This window comes from Pseudomonas sp. 2FE (assembly GCF_005503735.1).
In the GTDB taxonomy this organism is placed as follows: Bacteria; Pseudomonadota; Gammaproteobacteria; order Pseudomonadales; family Pseudomonadaceae; genus Aquipseudomonas.
The window spans coordinates 45,969-65,105 of record NZ_SCMO01000005.1; the positions used below are offsets into that span (position 1 = coordinate 45,969).

Below are 19,137 nucleotides of genomic sequence, written 5' to 3' on the forward strand. Positions count from 1 at the left end.
CCGCCTTCGCGGGGATGACGGGGCTCACGCCGAGCGTGGGAACTATCCGTCAGGCACAAAAAAGCCCCGCACTAGTAGGCGGGGCTTTTTCTATTCAGCTGATCAGCGCAGATCAATCTTCGCGATAGCGACGCAGCTTCAACTGCTTACCGGCCACGCGAGTGTCCTTGAGCTTGGTCAGCAGACGCTCAAGCCCATCTTCCGGCAGCTCAACCAGGCTGAAGCTGTCACGCACCTGAATACGACCGATCGCCTCGCGAGCCAGACCGCCTTCGTTGAGGATGGCGCCGAGCAGATTCTTCGCGGCGATACCGTCACGAGCGCCCAGCGCGGTACGGCAACGCGCACGGCCATCGGCCAGCGGCATCGGCGCGCGACGCTCACGCACATCACCACGCTCGGAACGCTCACCGCTACGCTCGCTACGTTCACGCGGCGCACTGTTCGGCACCAGCGGCTGCTCACGCTCGACTTCAGCCAGGGTCAGCGCCTGGCCGTTGGTGGCCTTGCGCAGCAAAGCCGCGGCCAGCGCACGCGGGCTGCAACCGATATCGGCGGTCAGGCGATCGAGCAGATCGCCATGGGTCGCTTCGGCATCGGCCACCAGCGGCGCCAGGCTGCTGGTCAGCTTCTTGATGCGTGCGGTTAGCACGGCGGCGGCATCCGGCAGGCGCACTTCGGCGACTTTCTGCCCAGTCACACGCTCGATCACCTGCAGCATGCGGCGCTCGCGCGGGGTTACCAGCAGCAAGGCGCGACCGGTACGACCGGCACGCCCGGTACGACCGATACGGTGCACATAGGACTCCGGATCGTAGGGCATATCCACGTTCATCACGTGGGTGATGCGCGGCACGTCAAGGCCACGGGCCGCGACGTCGGTAGCGACGACGATGTCCAGACGACCATCTTTCAGCGACTCGATCACACGCTCGCGCTGATTCTGCGCGATGTCACCGTTCAAGGCCGCGGCCTTGTAGCCTTTGGCTTCCAGCGCGGCGGCCAGATCCAGGGTGGCTTGCTTGGTACGGACGAAGGCGATCAGCGCATCGAATTCTTCCACTTCCAGCAGACGCAGCACCGCAGAATGCTTCTGGTCGGCATGCACCAGCAGGTGGGCCTGCTCGATGGCGGTCACGGTCTGGGTCTTGGTTTCGATCTTGACGTGCTTCGGGTTGCGCAGGTGCTTTTCCGCGATGGCGCGGATCGAATGCGGCAAGGTCGCGGAGAACAGTACGCTCTGGCGGGTTTCCGGCATGGCCTTGAAGATCACTTCGAGGTCATCCATGAAGCCCAGCTTGAGCATCTCGTCCGCTTCGTCGAGCACTAGGTGCTGAACGGTGGACAACACTTTCTCGTCACGACGCAGGTGATCGACCAGACGACCCGGGGTCGCCACCACGATCTGTGCGCCATTGCGAATAGCTTTGAGCTGCGGGCCCATCGGCGCGCCGCCGTAAACAGCAACGACGTTAACGCCCGGCATTTGCTTGGCGTAGGTTTCGAACGCGGTGGCCACTTGCAGGGCCAGCTCGCGAGTCGGCGCCAGAATCAGCGCTTGCGGCTCGCGCTTAGCCGGGTCGATGCGACTGAGGATCGGCAGGGCGAAGGCCGCGGTTTTACCGGTACCGGTCTGCGCCTGGCCGATCATGTCGTGGCCAGCAAGAATCACGGGGATGGACTGCAATTGGATCGCCGAAGGCTCTTCGTAGCCAGTGGCGATAACAGCAGCAAGAATATTGGGGTGAAGTCCGAGTGCGGCGAAGCCGCCGAGTACTTGGGTCATGGGTCTGCCTCTAGTGCATCCGCAAAGACCCATGTTCCAAAGCTGCGCATGCCGTGTAAGACCCGAAAGTCACCCTGGCAGCCCTGTCGGCGGGGATTTGCGAAAACGTATTGATGAATGAATCGTCAAGGACGCCCGCTGAGCGGACATGCAGCCGAAGCTGACTTCGGAGGGATTGCATTACCTGAACGCGGCCAGTCAAATGGCCGGCGCGCACTATACCGGAAAAACCTGACCGCTGTGCGGGTTTTTCCCATAAAAAAAGCCTGGCTCCGCCAGCCGGTCGGCAAACACGCTGGCCGCTGATCGGATCCGCGAATACTTTGGACAAGCCAAACCGGGGCGGCTATACCCCTCGGGTCATCCCTCCTGCACAAGGATTTCTGCCATGACTCAAAGCTCCAGCGGCCGTGTCAGCCGTGAAAAACGCGGCCATATCATGCTGATCGGCCTGGATCGTGCAGCTAAACGCAACGCCTTCGATCTGGACCTACTCAATGACCTGACCCTGGCCTATGGCGAGTTCGAGCGTGACAGCGACGCCCGTGTGGCCCTGGTATTTGCTCACGGCGAGCATTTCACCGCGGGGCTGGATCTAACCAATGTCGCGGCAACCTTCGCCAGCGGCTGGACACTCCCGCAAGGCGGCTTTGACCCCTGGGGCGTGTTCGGCGGCCCGCGGGTGAGCAAACCGGTGATAGTCGCCGCGCAGGGCTATTGCTACACCATCGGCATCGAACTGATGCTGGCCTCGGACATCAACCTGTGCGCCAGCAATACCCGCTTTGCGCAGATGGAAGTGCAGCGCGGGATCTTCCCCTTCGGCGGCGCCACCTTGCGCCTGCACCAAGTGGCGGGCTGGGGCAACGCGATGCGCTGGCTGCTCACCGGCGACGAGTTCGATGCCCACGAGGCCTACCGCCTCGGCTTGGTGCAAGAAGTGCTCGCCAGTGAAGAGTTGATGCCCCGCGCCCTGCAACTCGCCGAACGCATTGCCGCACAGGCGCCGCTGGGTGTACAGGCGACCCTGGCCTCGGCCCGCCAGGCCGTGCGTGAGGGTGACGCGGCGGCGGCCCTCGGCCTGGCGCCAACTGCACGCACCTTAATGGCCACTGAAGACGCCCAAGAAGGCGTGCGCGCCATGCAAGAGCGCCGCCCCGGTCACTTCAAAGGGCGTTAATTCGCCGACAGGTAGGCTGGGTAGAGCGTAGCGAAACCCAGCCTAGGTCGCCGGGCGCAGCACCTCAATCAGCGGCTGCAAGGAGTAACCCAGGCGCGACTTCAAAGCCTCGGCCCGGCGCTCCAATTCGTCAAAATCGAGCTGCTGTTCCAGATCGGCCGGCACCAGCAGGATCACATTGCCCTCCTTCACCGGGCACTCCCAATAATGCCGATGGAAGAGACCACGCAGCAAGGCGGCGCCGAGGGGCTTACCGTCATCTGTGGCCCACTGATTGATCACCAACCAGCCCCCCGGATTCAGGCGCTTCTGGCAACTGTCCAGAAAGCGCCACGCCAGATGGCCAACACCGGGGCCGTGATCGGTATACAGGTCGACGAAGATCAAATCGGCAGGCTCGGCGCTCTTAAGCAACTCCAGCGCATCGCCAATGCGCACATAGAGACGCGGGTCATCGTCCAGACCGAGGAACTCCATCGCCAGGCGCGGCACGGCCGGGCGCAGCTCGATGGCTTCGACATCTTCCAGCGGCAAGAATTTGAGGCAGGCCTGGGTCAGCGTGCCGGCGCCCAGACCGAGGAACAGCGCGCTTTCCGGTGCCTCGTGGCATAACGCACCGATCAGCATGGCACGGGTGTAGTCGTACTCCAGCCAGCTCGGGTCGGCGGTGAATACGCAGCTCTGCTCGATGGCATCACCGAACTCGAGGAAGCGGTATTCGCCGACTTCCATCACCCGGATCACGCCAAACTCGTCGTGCACCTCGGCAAGCAGAAGTTCCTCAGTCAGTTCATCCCGCGGCGGCAGCCCAGGCATTACGCACCCTCCAACCATGACACCCCCGACCAGCATGAATCCGGGAAAGGCGCCGATTGTCATTGAAGAGCCCGGCCTGGGTCACGCGCTAATTCGCCAACGGAAAAAACCGGCGCCACACTGCTGCAACGACAGAACAAAAACACTCTCGGGGTTCCCCTAGGTAGGCCATTAATAGCCAGCCTATGGCCGCCATCGGCTGGCAGCGCCGAGGCGAGCTGTTACCATGCAAGTTCCTAGAAAAGCAGCCGTATCGAGTCCGTGATGAGCCAAGCCTGGAGCCCCGAAAGCTGGAGAGCCAAACCGATCCAGCAGCAACCCCAATACCCCGACGCCGCGCACCTGGCACAGGTCGAGCAGACGCTGGCCGGTTATCCGCCGTTGGTATTCGCCGGCGAAGCCCGCGAACTGCGCCGCCAGTTTGCCGAGGTCACCCAGGGCCGCGCCTTCCTGCTGCAAGGGGGCGACTGCGCCGAGAGCTTTGCCGAGTTCTCCGCGGCGAAAATCCGCGACACCTTCAAGGTTCTGCTGCAGATGGCGATCGTCATGACCTTCGCCGCCGGCTGCCCGGTGGTGAAAGTCGGGCGCATGGCCGGCCAGTTCGCCAAGCCGCGCTCGGCCAACGATGAAACCATCGGCGGCGTGACCCTGCCGGCTTATCGCGGCGACATAGTCAACGGCATTGGCTTCGACGAGAAGAGCCGCGTGCCGGATCCGGAGCGCCTGTTGCAGGCCTACCACCAGGCCACCGCCACCCTGAACCTGCTGCGCGCCTTTGCCCAGGGCGGCTTTGCCGACCTGCATCAGGTACATCAGTGGAACCTCGACTTCATCGCCAACTCGGCGCTGGCCGAGAAGTACAGCCATCTGGCCGACCGCATCGACGAGACCCTGGCCTTTATGCGCGCCTGCGGCATGGACACCTCGCCGCAACTGCGCGAAACCAGCTTCTTCACCGCCCACGAAGCCCTGCTGCTGAACTACGAAGAGGCCTTCGTCCGTCGCGACAGTCTGACCGGCGGCTACTACGGCTGCTCCGCGCATATGCTCTGGATCGGCGATCGCACCCGCCAACTGGATGGCGCCCACGTCGAGTTCCTGCGCGGCGTCGGCAACCCGATCGGGGTGAAAGTCGGCCCGAGCATGGACAGCGAAGAGCTGATCCGCCTGATCGACATCCTCAACCCGGACAACGACCCCGGCCGCCTCAACCTGATAGTACGAATGGGCGCGGACAAGGTCGAAGCCGGCCTGCCACGCCTGATCCAGACCGTGCAGCGTGAAGGTTGCCAGGTGCTGTGGAGTTCCGACCCGATGCACGGCAACACCATCAAGGCCTCCAGCGGCTACAAGACCCGCGACTTCGAGCAGATCCTCGCCGAGGTCAAGCAATTCTTCGCCGTGCACCAGGCCGAGGGCAGCTACCCCGGCGGCATCCATATCGAGATGACCGGGCAGAACGTCACCGAGTGCATCGGCGGCGCCCGCCCGATTACCGAGGATGCTCTGTCGGATCGCTACCACACCCATTGCGACCCACGGATGAATGCCGACCAGTCGCTGGAATTGGCCTTCCTGATTGCCGAGACGCTGAAGCAGGTACGGCGCTAAAGAATGTCGGGTGAAATGACCGCAGGCCTTTTCCACCGCCGGGCTTCGTAGCCGGCGGCGGATGGGGAAAGCGTCAGCCACCCTACGCTGCTGCTCGATAACGCCTCTTACAAAGACGCCAGTGCGGCCTTTAACCGAGCCGCGCTGGCGCTTTTGCAGTTCAGCTGGATAGCCGCCAGCCCGAGCCAATCCGCCAGTTGGCGTAGGTTCAGCGACAACGCCGCCATACCCTCATCGTCCAAACCCCTTTCTTCCTCATGCACGGCATGCACCGCCAAGCGGCCATGGGCCCGCTCGGCACGCAGGTCGACCCGCGCGGCCAGGCGTTCGTCGTGCAGAAACGGCAGCACGTAGTAGCCATAGACCCGTTTGTGCTGCGGGGTGTAGAGCTCCAGACGATAACGAAAAGCGAACAGCCGCTCGGTACGCGCCCGCTCCCAGATCAGCGAATCGAACGGTGACAGCAATGCAGTGGCGCCGACCCTACGCGGGATTTTTAGCTCGCCCAGGCAGTAAGCCGGCTGCCGCCAGCCTTGCACCTGTACCGGCAGCAATTCACCGGCCTCGACTAACTCAACCAGCCGCGCCTGGCTGTCGGCAGCCTCCAGGCGGTAGTAATCGCGCAGATCCTTTTCCGTGGCAACCCCCAGCGCCGTGGCTGAGCGCAGCAACAATTGGCGTTGCGCCTCGGCTTCATCCAGCTCGGGATGTTCCAGCACGGCACTCGGCAGCACGCGCTCCGGCAGGTCATAGAGACGCTCGAAGCCACGGCGCCCGGCCACCGTCACTTCCCCTGCGGCAAATAACCATTCCAGCGCATGCTTTTCGGCGCTCCAGTCCCACCACGGTCCGGCCCGCTCCTCGCGCGTCGTCAGCGCACCGGCGCCCAGGGCGCCCTGCTCGCGTACGGCCTGCAGCACCCGCCGAATCACGCTTTGCTGCTCACGCCCAAAGCGCGCCAACTGGCCGTAGATACCTTCACCTTGGGCCGCACGGCGCATGCGCCAGCGCAGCAACGGATAGACCGACTGCGGCAACAACGAGGCTTCATGCCCCCAATACTCGAACAAGGTGCGCCGCCGCCCACTGCTCCAGGCCGCCTGCTCCAGCAGTTCTGCGGAGTAGTTGCCCAGGCGGGAAAACAGCGGCAGGTAATGCGAACGCACCAAGGCGTTAACCGAGTCGATCTGCAGCACACCCAGGCGCTCGATCATCTGATTGAGCCGCTGTGGTTTGACCGCTGCAGACGTAACCCGCCCAGCGAAGCCCTGGGCATTTAGAGCCAGACGACGGGCTTCACTCAAGGACAGGGAAATCGTGGCGGACATCGAGTCACTCCTGCCAGCTGAGCGCTCAATCGACCTCGAAGGCGGTGGATTGAAAGCTCTGCTCGGACGCAGCCGGCGAGTCAGATGGATGCGGTGCAGGATAAGGCTTAGTGAAGATAAATGCTGCCGGTGATGGGCCATTTTCCTGCAGCGCTGCCAGCGCCAGCTTAGCCGACTCGGGGGATGGGATATGCCCTTGCGGCACCCACCACAACACCAAGGAGGGAGAGTCGAGCTTCTCCATCCAGCTCTTCTTATTTCTTAACAGCGCCAAATGCTCGCCGCCATACACATAATCCTTGAGCGCTTCGAACGTCTCCCACACCGACATATTGACGATAATCCGCTCATCGTCGAACAGCTTGATCGCGGTCGCATCGCCCTCTTCGGTCTGCAAGCGCCAGACAAACCCCGGGCTGTTTTCTGCCAAGCGATTAATCGGCTCCAGCTGCTCCACAAAGCCCCTCATCAGCGGATCGTCGAGAGGGGCTTTGGCCCGAGCAATGTTGACCTGAGCGAGTTGGTATTTCTGACTCATTTATCCTTCCTTGATTACCAGCATCTTGCGTTAACCGCTGCTCACTTGTTTGTTTTAGCGCATTCAGCGCTTGAGCGGATCATCCCAGAACGGCCGCTCGCTTTCCCCCATCACATCAGCCCGACTGAAGCCAAGATCCTTAAGCGCTGCGTCACTCAAACTCGCCAACTGACGACGCTGTGCGGCTAACTGATGCCAGCGCTGCACTTGCAGCCAAACCCGGCTCAACAACCGCCCGAGACTAAAATGAGACTTGGGCAGTGCAGCGGCGATGGCATAACCTTTTTGACCTTTCATCATCAATCCCTCCGTTCGGCTCTGCTCCCCAAGGGTTGCGCGACTGCCTGCTGCGCTTGGGGATGGCGTAAGTGTCCGGCCGGGACTAAGATCAATCCAACGAATGTTTCTTATGCAACCCATCTTGGAGATTGATGAGATGAGCAGCTATCCAGGCATCGACAGCGAGCTATTGCGCACTTTCGTCGCGATTGCCGATTTGGGCGGCTTTACCCGCGCGGCCGAAGCGGTCAACCGCACGCAATCGGCGGTCAGCATGCAGATGAAACGCCTCGAGGAAGACGTGGTGCAGCGCTCACTGTTCGAGCGCGATGGACGTCAGGTTCGCCTGACCGCCGAAGGCCAAGTGCTCCTCGGCTATGCCCGACGCATCCTCAAGCTGCACGGCGAGGTCATCAATACCTTGCGCGAGCCACACATGGTCGGCTCGGTGCGCATCGGCACGCCGGATGACTATGTGATGCGCTTTCTGCCGGGGATTCTCTCGCGCTTCGCCCAGGCCTATCCGATGGTGCAGGTGGAAGTGCACTGCGAGTCTTCCTCGCAGCTCTTGCAACGCCAGGATCTCGACCTGTCGATTGTCACGCGCATGCCGGGCGATGAGATCGGCCAACTGCTGCGCCAGGAGCGCTTCGTCTGGGCCGAGGCACAGGGTTTCAGCCCCCATGAACAAACGCCGTTGCCGCTGGCCATGTTCAACAGCGATTGCTTCTGCCGCACCTGGGCCTGCAACGCGCTGGATGCCATGGAGCGTGACTATCGCGTTGCCTACACCAGCCCCAGCCTATCGGCGATCATGGCGGTGGTTAGCGCCGGCCTGGCCGTGACCGCGCAGTTGCAAAGCCTGATCACTCCTGACCTGCGCATCCTCGGCAAAGCCGAAAACCTGCCGGAGCTGCCTATGTCCAGCATCGTTCTGCTGCGCAACACTCGCACCCAATCACCGGTGACCGAATGCCTGGCCGAGCATATTGCCGAGGGTTTTCGTCTCTAACAGGCCGTTGAAAAACTACCTACGTTGCCGATACGGCGTTAAAAACGGCCTCAAAATGCTCATTTACAACACGTAAACTGCGCTTTTTCGGCCGTTTTTGCCTTGTCTCGGCTGCCTCGCCTACATTTTTCAACGGCCTGCTAAAGCCAAACGCCGTTCAGCCAGAGTTATCTACCGCAGCGCCAGCGACACTGCACAAAGCACCAGAAAGCCACAGAACAGCGAGCGCAGCACCCGCTCGGGTAGGACATGGGCCAGCTTTACACCCCAACTGATACTGAGCAAGCCGCCCACTGCCAAGGGGACTCCCATGGCCCAGGCCACATGGCCGTGCAGCCCGTAGGCCAGCAAGGTGACCGCCGTACTCGGTGCTGCCAGCGCCAGTGAAAGGCCCTGGGCCACGACCTGAGTGGTGCCGAACACGCTGGTCAAGACCGGTGTGGCCAGCACCGCGCCCCCGACACCGAACAGGCCGCCAAGCACCCCGGAGCAACTGCCCAACAGGCCAAACCAAGGCCAGGGATAACGCAACTCGCTGCTCGGCGGAGTCGGCCGGATAAACAGCCGACTCAGGTTGTAGACGCTCAGCGCCAACAGGAAACCGACGAACGCCATGCGCATGCTCCCGGCATCCAGGCTCACCGCATAGGTCGAAGCCAGCCAGGCACAGAAGAAGCCGGAGAGCCCCAGCGCCAAGGCATAGCGCAAGTCGATGCGGTTGTGCTGGTGATAGCGCCACAATGCCAGCAGCACATTGGGCACCACCATCACCAGTGCCGTGCCCTGAGCCAACTGTTGATCGAGACCAAAGAGTATGCCAAGCGCCGGAATGGCGATCAGACCACCGCCGATGCCGAAAAGCCCACCCACGGTGCCTAGCGCCAGGCCCAGGACTAAATTTATCAACAAGTCGATCGGGCTCATCGGCAACTCCAATTCTCAAGCTGCCTAGGGTACGCAGTGGCCGCTAGCATGGAAAAGCACAGCCACGCACAATACCTATGCGCTAACCGCACAGGCAAAAGTACCGCCATGAATCCAGATGCCCTGACCGACCAACTCAGCCTGTTTCTCGACGTACTGGAAAGCGGTAGTTTTTCCGCCGCCGCGCGCCGCCATCCCTTGACCCCGTCGGCAGTGGCACGCCGGATCGATGCCCTGGAACGCTCGCTGGGCAGCCGCCTGTTTAGCCGCAGCACCCACGCCGTGCGCGCCACGCCCGCCGGCCTGGCATTTGCGGAGCGGGCCAAACGCGTGCTGGCCGAGTTGCGCCTGGCACGCGCCGAGGCGGTATCCCTGAGCAGCGCGCCGGAAGGCTTGATCCGCATCGACGCCCCCTCGCCGTTCGGCCGCCGTCACCTGGCACCGGCGATTGCCGAGTTCCTGCTCGCCTACCCAGGCCTGGATGTACAGCTGCGGCTGATCGACAGCTTCGTCGACCTGCACGGCGAGCATCTCGGTGAAGTCGATCTGGTGCTGCGCATCGGTCCGCTGGCCGACACCCGCCTGGTCGCCACCCCCTTGGCGCCGCTGGTACGGGTGGTCTGTGTCAGCCCTGAATACCTCAAACGGCGCGGGGTGCCGCGCAATCCGAGTGAACTCGTCGAGCACGATGGCCTGGATTGGGATGCGCTGGCGCCGCCCCACGCCTGGCGTTTCGAACAGGACGGGCGGATCCAGGTTTTTCGCCCGCAGCGCCTGCGGATGACCGCCAACAATGCCGAAACGCTGGTCTTCGGTGTGCTGGCAGGCCTCGGCATCGCCCATCTGCCAACCTGGCTGATCAGCGAATACCTGCTGCGCGGCGAGCTTGTGCCGTTGTTTTGCGAAAATGGCCTACCACCGCCGGAGCCCAGCGGCATCTATGCCTTGCGCCTGGACAGCAAAACCAGCTCACGCAGCCGCTTGCTGCTGGAGTTTCTGAAAACCCGCTTCGGCCCGGTGCCGCCTTGGGATCTGGCGCTCCAGAGCGGCCTGGGCCGTAGCTAAGAACAGCACTAAAAACATGGCGAACGAAAGTTAAGCGCGCTAACTTTAGCCGCATCACCTGATGGAGGCTTTTATGGACCACCCCGCCCCTTGCGCACAGCTGCTGCTCGACAACCAACTGTGCTTTGCCCTCTATTCCACGTCCTTGATGATGACCAAGGCCTACAAACCTCTGCTCCAAGAGCTCAACCTGACCTACCCGCAATACCTGGCGATGCTGGTGCTATGGGAAGGTGACGGCATCACCGTCGGTGAACTCAGCCAGCGCCTGCTCACCGATCCCGGCTCGGTCACCCCGCTGCTCAAGCGCCTGGAAGGCGAAGGTCTACTGACCCGCACCCGCAGCAGTGTCGACGAGCGTGTAGTGGAACTGCGCCTGACGGACAAGGGCCGTGCGCTGCAACAACAAGCCCAAGCCGTACCGACCTGCATCCTCAAGGCCACCGAACAGTCAATCGAGCAACTGAAAGCCCTCACGAAAGACCTGGTCAGCTTGCGCAGCAGCCTGCAGAAGGCCGTTTAGAGCCTTATTCCAAAAAGCCGTAAGGCTTATCGAAAATCTCTCCATTAATTATCTTGCGCGCAAAGTGAATTAGCACTAACTTCTGCCTCGCTCAATTATTTAGCGCGCAAACATTTAGCTAACAAACATAATTTGGAGATACCCCCATGCAAACCATCAAAGCCCTTTACACCGCTACCGCTACTGCAACCGGAGGCCGTGACGGCCGCGCGGTTTCCTCTGACGGTTTCCTCGACGTCAAGCTGACCACCCCGCGTGAACTCGGCGGCCAAGGCGGCGAAGCCACCAACCCCGAGCAACTGTTCGCGGCCGGCTACTCGGCCTGCTTTATCGGCGCCTTGAAGTTCGTCGCCAGCCAGGGCAAACGCCAACTGCCGAACGACACCTCGATCACCGGCAAGGTCGGCATCGGCCAGATCCCGGGCGGTTTCGGCCTCGAAGTCGAATTGAACATCAGCCTGCCGGGTCTGGAGCAAGCCGACGCAGACGCATTGGTAGCCGCAGCCCACCAGGTATGCCCCTACTCCAACGCCACCCGCGGCAACATCCAAGTCAGCCTGAACGTCACCGTTTAAAACGTGACCCAGCCACCCCGGACACGAGAAGTTCGATGATGAAATCGTTTAGCGACGTTCTGACCGGTAGCGCTCTTGCCCTCTCCATCAGCAGCGCTTTCGCGGCGGGCAACGTCGACGGCTCACGCCTGGCCGTGGCTGGCAACAGCGTCGGCGGCAACATGGCCGCAGTGGTCAGCACAGTTCCAGCAGTTCGCTCGGCCCTGCTGCAAGCCAGCCAAGAGCTGAAAAACACCTGAAATAAACCATCGCCCATAAAAAAGCCCGACTCGCTGGTCGGGCTTTTTTATGCTCGCAACTTAAGCCAAGGCTCAGGCCTGTGGAGCCTTGGTGCGCCCTTTATAGGAGCCACCTTCGCGGGTATCGATTTCGATCCAGTCACCGATTTCCACGAAATCGGCAACGCTCATTTCGGTACCGTTCTTCAGTTTGGCCGGCTTCATCACCTTGCCCGAAGTGTCGCCGCGAGCGGAACCTTCGGTGTAGTCAACCTGACGGACGATGGTAGTCGGCAGATCGACGGACACCAGTCGGCCTTCGAAGAACACGGCTTCGCAGATATCGTTCATGCCTTCTTCGATGAAAGGCATTACCGCTTCCAAGTCTTCGGCATTGAGCTCGTACATGGTGTAGTCGGTGGTGTCCATGAACGTGTAGGTGTCGCCGCTGATGAAGGACAGGGTCGCTTCTTTACGGTCGAGGATCACGTCGTCCAGTTTGTCGTCTGCGCCGTAAACGGTTTCGGTCTTGTAACCGGTCAGCAGGTTTTTCAGCTTGGTCTTCATGATCGCGCTGTTACGACCGGACTTGGTGAATTCAGCTTTCTGAACCAGCCAAGGATCGTTGTCGATACGGATCACGGTACCGGGTTTCAGTTCTTTTCCAGTTTTCATTACGAATATCCGAATTTGGATGGAGATTTACAAAAATCTAGGCCACATATCATATCCAATTTAGGTAAAACTGCACCAGAGCCGCTGCAAGGTCAGGCTGGGAGGCCTGCCCCAGACACCATTTCTCGGCATGTTCGGCCACCTCCGGCCACTCCTGCAACAACGCCTGCCAGCTTTCAGCCATTCCTTCGCCCGCATTCCAGGCCCGCCACAGACCACTCAGCGCAGCACTCGCGGCAGGCGACAAACCCACGGTATAGAGCGCAAGAAAGGCTTCGAGCTTGTCCAGATGGACATCTTCATCCTGCTGGTAAATGTGCCAGAGCAGCGGGCGCCCGGCCCATTGCGCCCGGACGAAAGAGTCTTCACCGCGCACGGCATTGAAATCGCAGCTCCACAACAAACGGTCGTAATCATCCTGCTGGACGAACGGCAGCACGTGGACACTCAAGGTTCCGCGCGTCTGGCTATCGCCTGCCTTTAAGCCCTGCACGCCCAGCCAGCGCTCAAGATCCGCCAGGATCCGCCCCTCCGGCACCAGCAGCTGAGTGGGCTGGACGTCCCTGCACAGGGCATCCAGCCAACTGGCCAGCCCAGGATTCTCGTAGGCAAACAGCGAGATCAACCGCGCACCGGGCAGTGGTTGCACGCCCAATGAGCGCAAAAAAGCTACCCGCGCTGCCGCATCGGCTTGAAACGCCTGACGTCGCGCCAGCAGATCACGCTCACGCAGTAAGCCCCCCGTGTCGGTGCCAAAGCCTGGAAAAAAGAAGAACTTCTGCAACCCACCCGACTGCAACGAAGGCAAGCCGTGACAACCAGCCACCCAATCCTCGGCGCTGAGGTATTCCAGATTCAGCCACACCACTTTCGGCTTCGCCGCCATGGCGGCGATATAGGCTGCGGGTAAGTGGCAGGCAAAAGCTCCGATCACCACCTGCGCTGGCTCGACTGGCTGCCACTGCTTAGACCACAGGCAAATCTCTACCCCCTGCTGCCACTGACACGCTGCGCTGGCGTCGGCTTGCGGACAGAGCCGGACGAAAGCCTGCAGATCATCCACCCACAGCCGCACGGCTTGCCCCTGCTCGGCTACCAACTGCCGGGCCAAGCGCCAGGTCACGCCAATATCGCCGTAGTTATCGACAACGCTGCAGAAGATGTCCCAGGTGGCTTTCATGCCGGGCTCCGATGAAGGGATAGGAGGAACCTTAAGGGGTTGGCGGTCATTGGAGAAGAGCTTGAGTTGCCTTGATCCGGATGGCTCATCCTGCCAACCAGCAACGCCGAATGCAGAAACGCAAAAACCCGGCACATGGCCGGGCTTTTGCGTATTTCTATATGGCGGTGAAGGAGGGATTCGAACCCTCGATACGATTTCTCGTATACACACTTTCCAGGCGTGCTCCTTAAGCCTCTCGGACACCTCACCGAAGTCTCGACAGACTGTCAGGTCCGTCGAGGCGCGCTAATCTAGCCGAACAGCCCGCTAAAGGCAAAAGTTTTTTACAGGAGATTCATGCGCTTAAGCTAAATACTGATCCCAACCAGGGCTGGCTGAGTCTGCACCGCGAAACACTGGTTGCCGAACAGTAGCACCACGCCCGCTGCGCTGTGGCTGACTGGCCAGTCAGCCACAGCGCTTTACCTTGGCTGGACGGGTCGGTAACGTCTGCCCACCTTTCAGTACATGCCTCAGCAAGGATTCCCGCCATGAGCGACCTGATCAGCTACCAACTCGAAGACGGCATTGCCACCCTGGCCCTGAGCAATGGCAAGGTCAACGCCATCTCCCCCGACGTGATCGCAGCCTTCAATGCCGCGCTGGATCGTGCCGAGCAGGACAAAGCGATAGTGATCATCACTGGCCAGCCGGGCATTCTCTCTGGCGGTTACGACCTCAAAGTGATGACCTCCGGGCCGCAGAACGCGGTCAATCTGGTGGCTGCCGGCTCCACTCTGGCGCGCCGGATGCTGGCTCACCCGTTCCCGATCATCGTCGCCTGCGGCGGCCATGCGGTGGCCAAGGGCGCGTTTATCCTGCTCTCGGCGGACTACCGCATCGGCGTCGAAGGCCCGTTCAGCATTGGTCTGAATGAAGTGCAGATCGGCATGACCATGCATCACGTCGGCATCGAGCTGGCCCGCGACCGCCTGCGCAAATCGGCTTTCCACCGCTCGGTCATCAATGGCGAGATGTTCGACCCGCAAGGCGCCGTCGACGCCGGCTTCCTGGATAAGGTGGTGCCGGCCGAGCAACTGATGGCAAGCGCGATTGCCGCCGCCCAGCAGTTGAAGAAGATCAACATGACGGCGCACAAGAACACCAAGCTGAAAGTGCGCAAAGCGCTGCTGGAAACCCTGGACCGGGCCATCGAGCTGGACCAACAGCAGCTCATCTAAGACGCCCGCCTTGGGCTAGAAGCCCGGCCAAGTGCCGGGCTTTTTATTCGATTTAAATCCCGAGAAAGCTCGCGATCCACCTCTGATCGCCGTCGATTGCCGAAAATAGTGCGCATCCGTACACTGCGCGCCCTTTGTTCAGACGGGCGTATCCATGCTTTTTCTTCTACGCATGCTGCTTATGGCCCTGCATTTTATCCTGGCCGGCGTCCTCGGCATTCTGCTTGGCCTGTGCCGCCCGTTTAATCCGGACAACAGCCGCCTCTGCGCCCGCCTCTACTCTTGGCCAGCGCTGCGGATCTTGCGTCTACGCCTGCAGACCGACAGCCAAGCGCTGCGCGATCATCCACACGGCTGCGTGATCATCGCTAACCACCAATCCAACTTTGACCTGTTCGTGCTGGGCAGCGTGGTGCCCAGGCGTACCGTCAGCATCGGCAAGAAAAGCCTCAAATGGGTGCCCTTCTTCGGCCAGCTCTACTGGCTCGCCGGTAATGTGCTGATCGACCGTGGCAATGCCCGCAAAGCCAAACAGGCGATGCTCACCACCACCGACACCCTGCAGCATAAAGACACCTCGATCTGGGTTTTCCCGGAAGGTACGCGCAACCTTGGCAAAGGTTTGCTGCCGTTCAAGAAAGGCGCTTTTCAGATGGCCATCGCCGCTGGGGTGCCGATCATTCCGGTATGCGTCAGCACTTACAGCACGCACATGCAGCTGAATCGCTGGAGCAGCGGCGAGATCATGATTCGCGCCCTACCCGCTATTCCCACTGCGGGATTGACCCTCGAGGAGATTCCGGCCTTGATCGAACAGTGCCGCACGCAGATGCAGCAATCTATCTATGAGCTGGATCAGCAGATCGCTGCCACCTGGACAGGGACAGCCAAGCACGCGCTCCAGTGATCGGCAAAGCCCAAGCTCTAGCGAGGCCATGCGCTAACAGGCAAGACATTCCCGCCGGCTGAGGTAAGCTGCCAATGGGCCTCGCCCGCCATCTTCAACTGGAGAGAATGGATACCAACATGGGTCACGTCGTTGCAGCTGTGGTTTACGCCAAAGGCAAGAAAGTCACCGATATTGCTCTCGACGAAGGCATCAGCTGGGCCACAAAGCCTGGCCACTTCGTCTGGATTGGCCTGCATGACCCCACGACCGAAGAACTGCTCAACCTGCAAAAGCAGTTCAACCTGCACGAGCTGGCCATCGACGACGCGCTGATGCAGCACACTCGACCCAAACTGGAAACCTTCGGCGATGCGCTGTTTATGGTGCTCTACTCGCCCATCCTCGAAGACGGCGAGTTGCAGTTCATCGAGACCCAGTTGTTTGCCGGCAAGGGTTACGTCATCAGCGCCCGCTACGGAGAATCGCCCTCCTACGCCCACGTACGCCGACGCTGCGAAGCCCAGCCGCTGATGCTCGAGCACGGTGAAGACTTCGTGCTGTATGCGCTGCTCAGCTTCGTTATCGAGAATTACCGGCCGCTGATGGAACAAATCAACGATGAACTGGAAGAGCTCGAGCAGAACGTCCTGAATAATCCGATCACCCAGGCCAATGTCGAGCAAATCCAAGGCATGCGCCGCAACTTGCTGCGGATACGTCGCTACATCGCGCCCATGCAGGAGATTTGCCAGGAACTGCAACAGCTGGACTTCCCATTTATAGAAAAACAGATGCGGCCGTACTTCCGCGACGTCTCGACCCACGTCAAGCGCTCGCTGGAAGACCTGACCGGGCTGCGGGAAATGGCCGATCACGCGATCGAGATCGGCCTGCTGCTGCAGTCATCCCGGCAAAGCATCGTACAACGCAAATTCGCCGCCTGGGCCGCGATCCTGGCCTTCCCCACCGCCATCGCAGGGGTTTACGGGATGAACTTCAACAATATGCCGGAGCTGAGCTGGCAATACGGCTACTACGGCATTCTCGGCATCATCGCGGTTGGTTGTGTGGGTTTGTATGCCAACTTCAAGAGAATGGGCTGGCTGTAGCCCGGCGCCCGAATAGAAAAGCCCGGCAGCTAGCCGGGCTTTTTCGTGCAGAACGACAGGCGGCTTAAGCCGACTCAGCGGTCCGACTCTGCGCAACGAAGCGCATCATCCATTCCGCCACCGTGGTGCCCTGATGGTCGTGCTGCAGGCTGGCGATAGCTTGCTGGTAAATCTGCTCGCCCAGGTGCTGCTGACGAATCTCCAACAACGCCTTGGAGTAGTCATGGATGAACTCCGGATGGCCCTGGAAGCACAGCACCTGATCATCGATGCAGTACGCCGCAATCGGGCAGAACTCACTGGAAGCGATCACCGTCGCGTTTTCCGGCAACACCGTGACCTGATCCTGATGGCTGATCAGCAAGGTCAACTCGTCCATCGCCGGGCTCATCCAGGCTGGCTGTTCCGCCACCTGATAGCGGTGGGTGCCGAGGCCCCAGCCTTGGTGCGCACGCTCACTTTTACCGCCGAGCAACAGCGCCAGCAGTTGATGGCCAAAGCAGATGCCGAGCAATTTATCGCCGCGCTCGTAACGCTCCAGCAGGTAGGTCCTAAGCGTTTGAATCCACGGATCGGTGCCAAAGGAATCGGCCTTGCTGCCGGTCACCAAATAGGCGTCATAACGCTCGTCATCCGCCGGGTAATTGCCTTCCACCACGTTGTACACAGTGAAAGTGGCCGCTATTGGCTGCTGAGCAAACAGCTGCTCGAACATCCGCCCGTAGCCTTGGTATTGGTCAACCAGTTCCGGGCGGAGAAAGTCTGTTTCCAGAATGCAGATGCGTAGCGCCATGGGGGATTCCTGAAACGATGGGGGCGGTGCGGTTTGTGTGCGTTATTTTTAACACACAGAGCTCCACAAAAAAACCTCCGGGCAGCGCCCATCGGGTTTTTCAGACAGCTGCGTTCCCGCGAACTGGCGCGACGGCTTGCGCCGAAGCGGACTGCCGAACGACCAGCGTCAATAGAACTCAACAGCGACACACAAGGCCTAGGGTAAGCCACCCTAGCGTCCCACATAGGCAAAGCCCGGCATAAAGCCGGGCTTTCGCTTTCGCGTTTCGGACTCAGGCACTAAACCCCGCTCTTGTCGTCCTCTGGTTTACCTGCCGGTGTGCTGGGCAGGATCGTCACCCGACTAGTCATCGTCAACTTCGGCAACATCAACATCGGGTTCATCCGGAGCATCGGGTTCATCGGCAACATCGGGATCATCCGGTTCATCTGGATCATCCGGTTCATCGGCAACATCAGGATCATCCGGTTCATCTGGATCATCCGGTTCATCGGCAACATCGGGGTCATCTGCAGCATCTTTGGCAGCGTCTCTGGCTGCATCTGCGGCAGCTCTGGCAGCGTCTCTGGCTGCATCTGCCTCATCTTTGGCAGCGTCCCTGGCTGCATCTGCAGCAGCTCTAGCAGCATCTCTGGCTGCATCTGCGCCCTCTACGCCAGCCGCTTTGGCAGCGTCTCTGGCTGCATCTGCATCAGCTCTGGCCGCATCTCTGGCTGCATCTGCATCAGCTCTGGCAGCGTCTCTGGCTGCATCTGCATCAGCTCTGGCAGCGTCCCTGGCTGCATCTGCAGCATCGTTGTCATGCGCATTGCCTGGGCCTCTGTTCCCAGCAATACCACCATGGTCAGCGTCGCCGCGTCCCGGGCCTCCATGGTCTCCGCCGCCATCACCTGCATGGCCGCCACCGCTGCCACTGCCACTGCCACCGCCGCCTCCACTGCCGCTGCCACCGCCGCCTCCACTGCCACCGCCACCGCCGCCTCCACTGCCGCTGCCACCGCCGCCTCCACTGCCACCACCTTCACTGGCGTATGCGCTTGAGTAATCGGGCAGGCCATCGAGCAGCAGTGACCCCGAAGCGGACAGCGCCGCAAAAATCGAAACAGCCAACAAGCTTTTCTTGAGTTTCATGATTAACCTCCACATCAGGTCCCCATAACAAAACCCTATACGCTCCCACCAGCGGCGTGACCTGGGCTGACCAATGGCCGGGCTGCGCGAATAAAGGCGCAAAGCCGCGGCGCAGAGCCTCGGAGCCGGCAGGACCGGGAGTCCGAGCAGATTTCAGGCCGACCGTCCGGCAGAAAATCGCAAACTACCTTCGCCCTAACCGGTTCGTTTAACAGCCGACCGCCCTTTGCGGGAGGCCTGCGCAAAGGCGTCTTCATGGGGCAGGCCAGCCACCCCATA

The 19,137-nt window shown here is 60.9% G+C and carries 21 protein-coding genes and 1 tRNA gene; 10 read left to right on the top strand and 12 right to left on the bottom strand.

The features are described 5' to 3' along the window. Window positions 1–112: 112 nt before the first annotated feature. Complete coding sequence (locus FFS12_RS10765) at window positions 113–1,819, bottom strand: DEAD/DEAH box helicase (protein ID WP_171011859.1); 1,707 nt, start codon at window positions 1,817–1,819, stop codon at window positions 113–115. 355 nt (window positions 1,820–2,174) lie between these two features. Here FFS12_RS10765 and FFS12_RS10770 point away from each other — a divergent pair, with 355 nt between their 5' ends. Beyond that, the gene (locus tag FFS12_RS10770; RefSeq protein ID WP_137886828.1) at window positions 2,175–2,966 is read left to right on the top strand and encodes a crotonase/enoyl-CoA hydratase family protein; all 792 of its coding nucleotides are present in this window, start codon (window positions 2,175–2,177) and stop codon (window positions 2,964–2,966) included. Between the two features lie 42 nt (window positions 2,967–3,008). Here the strand turns inward: FFS12_RS10770 and FFS12_RS10775 are convergent, their stop codons facing one another. Beyond that, window positions 3,009–3,782, bottom strand: coding sequence for a spermidine synthase (locus FFS12_RS10775; protein WP_137886829.1), 774 nt, complete (start codon window positions 3,780–3,782; stop codon window positions 3,009–3,011). A gap of 264 nt (window positions 3,783–4,046) precedes the next feature. On the opposite strand from FFS12_RS10775, the gene FFS12_RS10780 reads away from it, so the two are divergent. Further along, a complete protein-coding gene (locus FFS12_RS10780; RefSeq protein WP_137886830.1) occupies window positions 4,047–5,393 on the top strand; it encodes a class II 3-deoxy-7-phosphoheptulonate synthase in 1,347 nt (448 codons plus the stop codon). A gap of 107 nt (window positions 5,394–5,500) precedes the next feature. On the opposite strand, the gene FFS12_RS10785 is transcribed toward FFS12_RS10780, so the two are convergent. The 3 genes from FFS12_RS10785 to FFS12_RS10795 form a co-directional block, all read right to left on the bottom strand. Further along, window positions 5,501–6,721 carry a winged helix-turn-helix domain-containing protein gene (locus tag FFS12_RS10785; RefSeq protein ID WP_137886831.1) on the bottom strand — a complete coding sequence of 407 codons (1,221 nt, stop codon included), beginning with the start codon at window positions 6,719–6,721 and terminating at the stop codon, window positions 5,501–5,503. 25 nt (window positions 6,722–6,746) lie between these two features. Further along, entirely contained in the window at window positions 6,747–7,259 is a 513-nt protein-coding gene (locus FFS12_RS10790) for a DUF3291 domain-containing protein (RefSeq protein WP_137886832.1), read from the bottom strand. Between the two features lie 63 nt (window positions 7,260–7,322). Next, complete coding sequence (locus FFS12_RS10795) at window positions 7,323–7,556, bottom strand: DUF1127 domain-containing protein (RefSeq protein ID WP_137886962.1); 234 nt, start codon at window positions 7,554–7,556, stop codon at window positions 7,323–7,325. 139 nt (window positions 7,557–7,695) lie between these two features. Between FFS12_RS10795 and FFS12_RS10800 the strand changes: the two genes are divergently transcribed. Continuing rightward, window positions 7,696–8,550 carry a LysR substrate-binding domain-containing protein gene (locus tag FFS12_RS10800; RefSeq protein WP_119954932.1) on the top strand — a complete coding sequence of 285 codons (855 nt, stop codon included), beginning with the start codon at window positions 7,696–7,698 and terminating at the stop codon, window positions 8,548–8,550. A 171-nt stretch (window positions 8,551–8,721) separates the two neighbouring features. Here the strand turns inward: FFS12_RS10800 and FFS12_RS10810 are convergent, their stop codons facing one another. Continuing rightward, the gene (locus tag FFS12_RS10810) at window positions 8,722–9,474 is read right to left on the bottom strand and encodes a sulfite exporter TauE/SafE family protein (protein ID WP_137886833.1); all 753 of its coding nucleotides are present in this window, start codon (window positions 9,472–9,474) and stop codon (window positions 8,722–8,724) included. Window positions 9,475–9,582: 108 nt separating this feature from the next. On the opposite strand from FFS12_RS10810, the gene FFS12_RS10815 reads away from it, so the two are divergent. From FFS12_RS10815 to FFS12_RS20470, 4 genes are all read left to right on the top strand, one after another. Continuing rightward, window positions 9,583–10,539 carry a LysR family transcriptional regulator gene (locus FFS12_RS10815; protein WP_137886834.1) on the top strand — a complete coding sequence of 319 codons (957 nt, stop codon included), beginning with the start codon at window positions 9,583–9,585 and terminating at the stop codon, window positions 10,537–10,539. A 73-nt stretch (window positions 10,540–10,612) separates the two neighbouring features. Continuing rightward, the gene (locus FFS12_RS10820; RefSeq protein WP_137886835.1) at window positions 10,613–11,062 is read left to right on the top strand and encodes a MarR family winged helix-turn-helix transcriptional regulator; all 450 of its coding nucleotides are present in this window, start codon (window positions 10,613–10,615) and stop codon (window positions 11,060–11,062) included. A 146-nt stretch (window positions 11,063–11,208) separates the two neighbouring features. Continuing rightward, window positions 11,209–11,637, top strand: a complete 429-nt coding sequence (locus FFS12_RS10825) for an organic hydroperoxide resistance protein (RefSeq protein WP_137886836.1) — start codon at window positions 11,209–11,211, stop codon at window positions 11,635–11,637. A 35-nt stretch (window positions 11,638–11,672) separates the two neighbouring features. Then, window positions 11,673–11,876 carry a hypothetical protein gene (locus tag FFS12_RS20470; protein ID WP_372239461.1) on the top strand — a complete coding sequence of 68 codons (204 nt, stop codon included), beginning with the start codon at window positions 11,673–11,675 and terminating at the stop codon, window positions 11,874–11,876. A gap of 72 nt (window positions 11,877–11,948) precedes the next feature. Here the strand turns inward: FFS12_RS20470 and FFS12_RS10835 are convergent, their stop codons facing one another. From FFS12_RS10835 to FFS12_RS10845, 3 genes are all read right to left on the bottom strand, one after another. Continuing rightward, window positions 11,949–12,530: an elongation factor P gene (locus FFS12_RS10835; RefSeq protein WP_137886837.1), complete on the bottom strand. Its 582-nt coding sequence runs from the start codon at window positions 12,528–12,530 to the stop codon at window positions 11,949–11,951. 49 nt (window positions 12,531–12,579) lie between these two features. Continuing rightward, window positions 12,580–13,710: an elongation factor P maturation arginine rhamnosyltransferase EarP gene (gene earP / locus FFS12_RS10840; protein ID WP_137886838.1), complete on the bottom strand. Its 1,131-nt coding sequence runs from the start codon at window positions 13,708–13,710 to the stop codon at window positions 12,580–12,582. Window positions 13,711–13,872: 162 nt separating this feature from the next. Then, window positions 13,873–13,962: transfer RNA gene (locus FFS12_RS10845), tRNA-Ser, on the bottom strand. Between the two features lie 281 nt (window positions 13,963–14,243). Between FFS12_RS10845 and FFS12_RS10850 the strand changes: the two genes are divergently transcribed. The 3 genes from FFS12_RS10850 to corA all read left to right on the top strand — a co-directional run bounded on the left by FFS12_RS10850 (window position 14,244) and on the right by corA (window position 16,931). Continuing rightward, the gene (locus FFS12_RS10850) at window positions 14,244–14,933 is read left to right on the top strand and encodes a crotonase/enoyl-CoA hydratase family protein (protein WP_137886839.1); all 690 of its coding nucleotides are present in this window, start codon (window positions 14,244–14,246) and stop codon (window positions 14,931–14,933) included. A gap of 154 nt (window positions 14,934–15,087) precedes the next feature. Beyond that, the gene (locus tag FFS12_RS10855; protein ID WP_137886840.1) at window positions 15,088–15,840 is read left to right on the top strand and encodes a 1-acylglycerol-3-phosphate O-acyltransferase; all 753 of its coding nucleotides are present in this window, start codon (window positions 15,088–15,090) and stop codon (window positions 15,838–15,840) included. Between the two features lie 119 nt (window positions 15,841–15,959). After that, window positions 15,960–16,931: a magnesium/cobalt transporter CorA gene (corA, locus tag FFS12_RS10860; protein ID WP_137886841.1), complete on the top strand. Its 972-nt coding sequence runs from the start codon at window positions 15,960–15,962 to the stop codon at window positions 16,929–16,931. 64 nt (window positions 16,932–16,995) lie between these two features. On the opposite strand, the gene FFS12_RS10865 is transcribed toward corA, so the two are convergent. The 3 genes from FFS12_RS10865 to FFS12_RS20385 all read right to left on the bottom strand — a co-directional run bounded on the left by FFS12_RS10865 (window position 16,996) and on the right by FFS12_RS20385 (window position 18,752). Beyond that, complete coding sequence (locus tag FFS12_RS10865; RefSeq protein WP_137886842.1) at window positions 16,996–17,724, bottom strand: amidotransferase; 729 nt, start codon at window positions 17,722–17,724, stop codon at window positions 16,996–16,998. A 281-nt stretch (window positions 17,725–18,005) separates the two neighbouring features. Continuing rightward, window positions 18,006–18,356 carry a hypothetical protein gene (locus FFS12_RS19995; RefSeq protein ID WP_178084017.1) on the bottom strand — a complete coding sequence of 117 codons (351 nt, stop codon included), beginning with the start codon at window positions 18,354–18,356 and terminating at the stop codon, window positions 18,006–18,008. Between the two features lie 21 nt (window positions 18,357–18,377). Further along, entirely contained in the window at window positions 18,378–18,752 is a 375-nt protein-coding gene (locus tag FFS12_RS20385; RefSeq protein ID WP_178084018.1) for a hypothetical protein, read from the bottom strand. Window positions 18,753–19,137 lie beyond the last annotated feature (385 nt).

Excerpts from the sequence above, each read along its gene's own strand:
- FFS12_RS10865 (WP_137886842.1), bottom strand. The coding sequence starts at position 17,724 with ATGGCGCTACGCATCTGCATTCTGGAAACAGACTTTCTCCGCCCGGAA.
- FFS12_RS10800 (WP_119954932.1), top strand. The coding sequence starts at position 7,696 with ATGAGCAGCTATCCAGGCATCGACAGCGAGCTATTGCGCACTTTCGTC.
- FFS12_RS10780 (WP_137886830.1), top strand. The coding sequence starts at position 4,047 with ATGAGCCAAGCCTGGAGCCCCGAAAGCTGGAGAGCCAAACCGATCCAG.
- FFS12_RS10810 (WP_137886833.1), bottom strand. The coding sequence starts at position 9,474 with ATGAGCCCGATCGACTTGTTGATAAATTTAGTCCTGGGCCTGGCGCTA.
- FFS12_RS10835 (WP_137886837.1), bottom strand. The coding sequence starts at position 12,530 with ATGAAAACTGGAAAAGAACTGAAACCCGGTACCGTGATCCGTATCGAC.
- FFS12_RS10790 (WP_137886832.1), bottom strand. The coding sequence starts at position 7,259 with ATGAGTCAGAAATACCAACTCGCTCAGGTCAACATTGCTCGGGCCAAA.
- corA (WP_137886841.1), top strand. The coding sequence starts at position 15,960 with ATGGGTCACGTCGTTGCAGCTGTGGTTTACGCCAAAGGCAAGAAAGTC.
- FFS12_RS10795 (WP_137886962.1), bottom strand. The coding sequence starts at position 7,556 with ATGAAAGGTCAAAAAGGTTATGCCATCGCCGCTGCACTGCCCAAGTCT.
- FFS12_RS10765 (WP_171011859.1), bottom strand. The coding sequence starts at position 1,819 with ATGGGTCTTTGCGGATGCACTAGAGGCAGACCCATGACCCAAGTACTC.
- FFS12_RS19995 (WP_178084017.1), bottom strand. The coding sequence starts at position 18,356 with ATGCTGCTAGAGCTGCTGCAGATGCAGCCAGGGACGCTGCCAAAGATG.
- FFS12_RS10855 (WP_137886840.1), top strand. The coding sequence starts at position 15,088 with ATGCTTTTTCTTCTACGCATGCTGCTTATGGCCCTGCATTTTATCCTG.
- FFS12_RS10815 (WP_137886834.1), top strand. The coding sequence starts at position 9,583 with ATGAATCCAGATGCCCTGACCGACCAACTCAGCCTGTTTCTCGACGTA.
- FFS12_RS20470 (WP_372239461.1), top strand. The coding sequence starts at position 11,673 with ATGATGAAATCGTTTAGCGACGTTCTGACCGGTAGCGCTCTTGCCCTC.
- FFS12_RS10775 (WP_137886829.1), bottom strand. The coding sequence starts at position 3,782 with ATGCCTGGGCTGCCGCCGCGGGATGAACTGACTGAGGAACTTCTGCTT.
- FFS12_RS10825 (WP_137886836.1), top strand. The coding sequence starts at position 11,209 with ATGCAAACCATCAAAGCCCTTTACACCGCTACCGCTACTGCAACCGGA.
- FFS12_RS10785 (WP_137886831.1), bottom strand. The coding sequence starts at position 6,721 with ATGTCCGCCACGATTTCCCTGTCCTTGAGTGAAGCCCGTCGTCTGGCT.
- FFS12_RS10820 (WP_137886835.1), top strand. The coding sequence starts at position 10,613 with ATGGACCACCCCGCCCCTTGCGCACAGCTGCTGCTCGACAACCAACTG.
- FFS12_RS10850 (WP_137886839.1), top strand. The coding sequence starts at position 14,244 with ATGAGCGACCTGATCAGCTACCAACTCGAAGACGGCATTGCCACCCTG.
- earP (WP_137886838.1), bottom strand. The coding sequence starts at position 13,710 with ATGAAAGCCACCTGGGACATCTTCTGCAGCGTTGTCGATAACTACGGC.
- FFS12_RS10770 (WP_137886828.1), top strand. The coding sequence starts at position 2,175 with ATGACTCAAAGCTCCAGCGGCCGTGTCAGCCGTGAAAAACGCGGCCAT.